The following is a 4513-nucleotide window of genomic DNA, read 5'->3' on the forward strand; positions in this document are numbered from 1 at the left end:
CACAATATCTCCATGTTGTGTGCGCCCTCGTTCCCGTCTTGCCGCCAAGCTAATCCGGGTTCGGGGGCGTTTTCTTTTCTATCCCGTTGTTTTTACTCTCCGGGATGGTGCTCGTCCAGTCACTGGCCTGCTCAAAGCCTGCCTGCCGGTATCAGCGGTAAATCTCGCGACGATGCCCAATGCGGACGATCAGGATACACACCCGGTCGTCCTCGAGACTGGCAATCAGCCGATAATCGCCCACTCGGTAACGCCAGAGCTCTCCCATATTGCCCTTGAGGGGCTTTCCCAGTTGCCTTGGGTCTTCCAGTGGTTGAAGGCGTTCGCGCAGGTAATCACGGATACGCTTGGCGTCCGTGTGCCCCATCTTTTGCAACTGTTTGCGGGCATCGCCGGTCAGCTCAATTTGCCAGGCCAATATCCCGCTCCACGTCATCCAGACTGTGCCGTGTTTCCTCGCCACTACGCAGGCGTTCAAGCGTCTGCTCGGCCATATAGATATCTTCGAGGTCTTCGAGATGCTCAAGGATGGCTTCACGGGCGTAGTAGGTCTTGGTACGCCCGGTGGCCTTGGCCAGGGCGTTCAGACGTTCTTCGATGTCACTGGGCAGGCGGATAGCGAGCATGATGCGTCACTCCTGTATTGATATACGTGTATATCATATGCTGGTGCTGGCCGCTTGGCTAGAGGCTCATGCCCCGGTCATGGCCTCGATGATGTTGCTTTAGCGCCTCTTGCCTTCTGGCGTCCAGCGCGCCACCTTCTCGCTCAAGTCGTTGACCTGATTGCTCAAGCGCTCGACCTGCTTGCTCAACGCCGCGTTGTCGCGTCTGGTGGTCTCGAACATGGTCTGCAAATTGTCGTAGGCGCTTTGCCATGTCTTCTGCTGCTGCTCGTAATCGCGCTGTAGTTGCTCGAAGGCGTTCAGCAGCTCTTGCTCCAGATTCGTCACTCAGTACCCCTCCATGACCTGATAACCGCCCTGATACCGTCCGGCGCTCTCGTCGATCTTCACGCACAGGCGCCGGTCCTCGCCGCAGTGGCTCAGATCCACGCTGCCACCCTTCTCGTGCAACGTCTCCAGCGTGGTTCGGTTGTTGAGGATTTCGTTCACCTGGTGGTCGATGTACCAGCCCATGGTCACGATGGCGCTCGCGCCCAGAAGAAACGTCAGGGATACCGGTATAACGATGGCCATCCAGCTCTTGAGTGCGGTCTGGCGCAATCTCTGGTGCTGGGCGGCAATGGCGGCGCTGGTTTTCTGCTCGCTTTCGCTCAATGCCGACAGCAAGGCGCTCTCGTGCTTCTCGAAGGCGTGCTTCACGGCCTGCTCGGTATTCTCGGCTTGCTGCTTCGATTTCTCCTCGAAGGCCGCTGCCATGCGTGAAATGTCGCTCATAGAGCTTTCCTTGTAGTCGCAGGGGCCGACCGTTTTCAGGGTCAGCAATACTGATGCTGCTTTTGGTCTCTCGGGTCACGGTGAAACCGGCACTTTCAAGTGTCTCGATAACGTCCCGTCGGCTGCGTATCTCGCCCTGTTGGGCCAGCGCCAGTAAACCACCGGTAATTTGCTGCTGGGCCTTGAGCCGGTCACGTGGCAGATCCGCGGGATAAGTCATGGCGCGCTGATTGGCGGGGTCATCAGGGTCATGAAGGCCATATTCGGCATTGGTGACGACTTTCCAAGCGTCAATCCGAGGGCGATCAGCGGGGGCGTAATAGGGTTGCAGACGGTGGCCGGTAGTCAGTTCGATGTTGGCCACCACAAAATTGAGCTCCAGACGCCCCTTGTCACGGTGCTCGACCCACAGACAGTCGTACTGGTCACCATCGAGGCCGGGTAACAGGGCCTTTTCGAAGGAATCCATGATCTGACGCTTGGCCGCGTCACTGATATCGGGCTCCTGAAAGGAGAGCACACCAGAGGTGTACTTCTTGGCGTACCGACTGCTGTCGATCAATTGCCGGGTCTGGTCGGCATCGCCACTCAACAGCATGGCGCCATCACGGTTGCGATCCCGGCCCAACAGATATTCAACCGGGCCGCTTCCGCGCCCGGTACCGCGAGGCGTGAATTTGACGATCATTACTGCTGCGCCCGCAGCTCGGCCAGCTCACGCTCAACCGCTGCCAAGGCGGCGATGACCTGAACGCGATCCATCGCGCCCCATTCTCCACTGTTCACGCGTCTTGCCACCTGATTCAGGTTGTTTCCAATACCGGCGAGCTGACGCAATAACGCAGGATCGACGGATTCAGGCGCTTTTGAGGGTCGTGACCGGCCACCTTCAGGCGTCAAACAATGCTCCCGCATCCATTCGGCCAGTCGAGCTTTGGGACAGCGCTGCCTTAACGATTCATATTCCTCAACGGTGCAACGCACCTTGATGGTCTTTTCCCGCATCACATCAGCCATCAGCATCCTCACAAATCCAGACCGTGCCACCAGCCAGAGCCTCATCATGGCTATCACAAGGAAACACCCAGACCACCTGGCCATCCTCGATTAACTCCAGAAGCCAAAGATCACCATCAGGCTCACGATCAATGCAGTAATCACGTTCGGCCATTCAACTCTCCTTGGCATTCACTGACCTGCCTGCTGCGACGGCCCGAAGGGTCGGAAGCAGCAGGCAGGAACAGGGGGTATCGGGGGATGTAATCCCCTGATCCAGCTCACAGCGGCCCAGCCGAGCGAAGCGAGAAAAAGGGCCCGCTGTGTATGCTGGCTTAGGTGCATAAAAACGTAAAGCTATGCATAAGAGGAAAGAATCTGTAACGTTGATAAGGATACCCTTATCAATAGGCGGCAAAGAGAGAGACAGAAGATGTCGAAAAGCGATCAAAAATTCATAGATACCAATGAGAGTACCGGATGGTACGAGCTTAGAGATTGGCTGAACAGGAACGGATTCGAAGGCGGCAAGGATAACCGAGCCGGACTTCGAGGAATCATCGACGCCATGAGAACCAAGAAAGGAGACAATATCAGTTGGGAGGAGCTCGATTACCACCTAGCCAAAAGTCCGGAATCGTTTAGAAATCTCACCAAGGCGTAAATTCCCAGAGGCTATTATCTGATAAGGCTTTTCCCCACTTAGCCAGAGATAAGGTCCCCTGCTTTTGACAGCTCTGTCATAAGAGCTTTGGCTTTAGCATGAGCGGCCTTGTCTCCTTCTTGTGCAGATATTAGATACAGGGTAAATATATGCACCGCTATCATTGTTGGATGCTGCTCTTTAGCTTCGGCAGCTTCATGCATGTGCATTAGCTTCTCTAGATAAGCGTCTTGTTCTTTTTGTGATTTAGAGACGAACGAATTTACTCCATCGTACTGCTGTCGAAAGCCGCTGTAGACAAGGTTGAGCGACATTCCCACAGGTCCCTTAAACGTTGCACCTCTTTCAGATTTAAAGACTTTCTCATAATTCTTTATTTCTTTTTCGGCTTCAGATTTTTTATTAAAAAACAATATTTTATCCTCGATCTATAAATTTTTAAGCCAGTTTCCCACTGTCTTATGATCAATCCCTAATTCTAAAGCTATTTTACGGTTTGAAATGCCTTGAATCGCCATTTCTCTAACCTTGGGAACAAGTGCTTCTCTAGATTTCTTACCCTTCCTACGACCTCTTTGAGATTGCGCAGTAGAAAACCCAGCCTGTGAAAGATGTTGGTGTGTCCATTTCGCCACGCTGCGAGCGGTATGGTGCACTTCGCTGTCGGATAGCGGATCTGTGAAGTCGTTGTATGCCTTGGCGCGCTGGTAGACCGCTTCGAACCAGCGCTCATAGTCTGGCCAGCCCTGTCGTATGGCGCGGTAGGCCCAGTGCCGCAGACGCTCGAACAGATTGCAGTTACGGCCCAGTCCGTAATCAGGGAGACGCTTGCGCCGGTCGCTGTAGGCACTGAGATCAAGCCAGCCGTCCAGATCGGCCAGCGAATAGAGCTGTGTCGCCCACTCAGAAACGCGCCAGAAGCCGTTCAGCGGGTTTTTGCATATCAACCCACTGTATCCCTCATCTGCATCCAGAACGGCTCTCAGAGCGCAATCCACGGCCGCTGCGTAGCGAATCGGGCCGGGTTTGCCATCGGGGGCGGTGCGTACAGGGACTTCCAGACCGTAGATCAGGTGGGCATGACCGTTTTCAGGATTCTGGGCAACGATCGTCGGGGGTGGTGCGTTGCGATCGTTCCAGTCGAGCGCCGCGCCGCAACGGTCCACGTCGTAGATCAGCCAATAGCGGTGGGTTGGGCCGTTGGGCTGGATATAACGCGCCTGGAGGGCCTTTTCGACGTCACGAATGCGCAGACCGGTGTCGAGCTGGTCGGTATGATAGGGCTTGCTGGGGAGCCGATCTCGGAAGGTTGCCAAATTGGCAAGGTTCGGGACTTGGCACCCGGTATCGGGTTGGGCCACAATATCTCCATGTTGTGTGCGCCCTCGTTCCCGTCTTGCCGCCAAGCTAATCCGGGTTCGGGGGCGTTTTCTTTTCTATCCCGTTGTTTTTA

General features: G+C 55.0%; 9 protein-coding genes and 1 pseudogene. 1 reads left to right on the plus strand and 9 read right to left on the minus strand.

Annotation, left to right across the window (positions count from 1 at the left end):
- Positions 1-151: 151 nt before the first annotated feature.
- The 4 genes from BM079_RS16470 to BM079_RS16805 all read right to left on the minus strand — a co-directional run bounded on the left by BM079_RS16470 (position 152) and on the right by BM079_RS16805 (position 1400).
- Positions 152-418, minus strand: a complete 267-nt coding sequence (locus BM079_RS16470) for a type II toxin-antitoxin system RelE family toxin (protein WP_175489747.1) — start codon at positions 416-418, stop codon at positions 152-154.
- Positions 402-626 carry a type II toxin-antitoxin system RelB family antitoxin gene (gene relB / locus BM079_RS16475; RefSeq protein ID WP_090136298.1) on the minus strand — a complete coding sequence of 75 codons (225 nt, stop codon included), beginning with the start codon at positions 624-626 and terminating at the stop codon, positions 402-404. Before relB ends, BM079_RS16470 begins: the two co-directional genes overlap by 17 nt.
- A 99-nt stretch (positions 627-725) precedes the next feature.
- Entirely contained in the window at positions 726-953 is a 228-nt protein-coding gene (locus BM079_RS16480) for an MbeD family mobilization/exclusion protein (RefSeq protein WP_090136300.1), read from the minus strand.
- Positions 954-1400, minus strand: coding sequence for an MbeB family mobilization protein (locus tag BM079_RS16805; protein ID WP_217639722.1), 447 nt, complete (start codon positions 1398-1400; stop codon positions 954-956).
- 250 nt (positions 1401-1650) lie between these two features.
- On the opposite strand from BM079_RS16805, the gene BM079_RS16915 reads away from it, so the two are divergent.
- Positions 1651-1845 carry a hypothetical protein gene (locus BM079_RS16915; protein ID WP_245743227.1) on the plus strand — a complete coding sequence of 65 codons (195 nt, stop codon included), beginning with the start codon at positions 1651-1653 and terminating at the stop codon, positions 1843-1845.
- Here the strand turns inward: BM079_RS16915 and BM079_RS17030 are convergent.
- From BM079_RS17030 to BM079_RS16505, 5 genes and pseudogenes are all read right to left on the minus strand, one after another.
- Positions 1765-2088, minus strand: a pseudogene (locus BM079_RS17030) (hypothetical protein); the annotation flags it as partial. The gene BM079_RS16915 and the pseudogene BM079_RS17030 overlap by 81 nt on opposite strands.
- Positions 2088-2423, minus strand: a complete 336-nt coding sequence (locus BM079_RS16490) for a MobC family plasmid mobilization relaxosome protein (protein ID WP_446685135.1) — start codon at positions 2421-2423, stop codon at positions 2088-2090. The pseudogene BM079_RS17030 and the gene BM079_RS16490, both read right to left, overlap by 1 nt.
- Positions 2410-2571, minus strand: a complete 162-nt coding sequence (locus BM079_RS16765) for a hypothetical protein (RefSeq protein WP_175489748.1) — start codon at positions 2569-2571, stop codon at positions 2410-2412. The genes BM079_RS16490 and BM079_RS16765 overlap by 14 nt, the downstream gene beginning before the upstream one ends.
- Positions 2572-3098: 527 nt before the next feature.
- Positions 3099-3473 (minus strand): hypothetical protein, encoded by a 375-nt coding sequence (locus BM079_RS16500; protein WP_139215334.1) that lies wholly within the window; start codon positions 3471-3473, stop codon positions 3099-3101.
- Between the two features lie 15 nt (positions 3474-3488).
- Positions 3489-4421, minus strand: coding sequence for a replication initiation protein (locus BM079_RS16505; protein ID WP_090136305.1), 933 nt, complete (start codon positions 4419-4421; stop codon positions 3489-3491).
- Between the last annotated feature and the right edge of the window lie 92 nt (positions 4422-4513).

Origin of the sequence: Kushneria avicenniae (assembly GCF_900112585.1) — a bacterium.
Taxonomy (GTDB): domain Bacteria; phylum Pseudomonadota; class Gammaproteobacteria; order Pseudomonadales; family Halomonadaceae; genus Kushneria; species Kushneria avicenniae.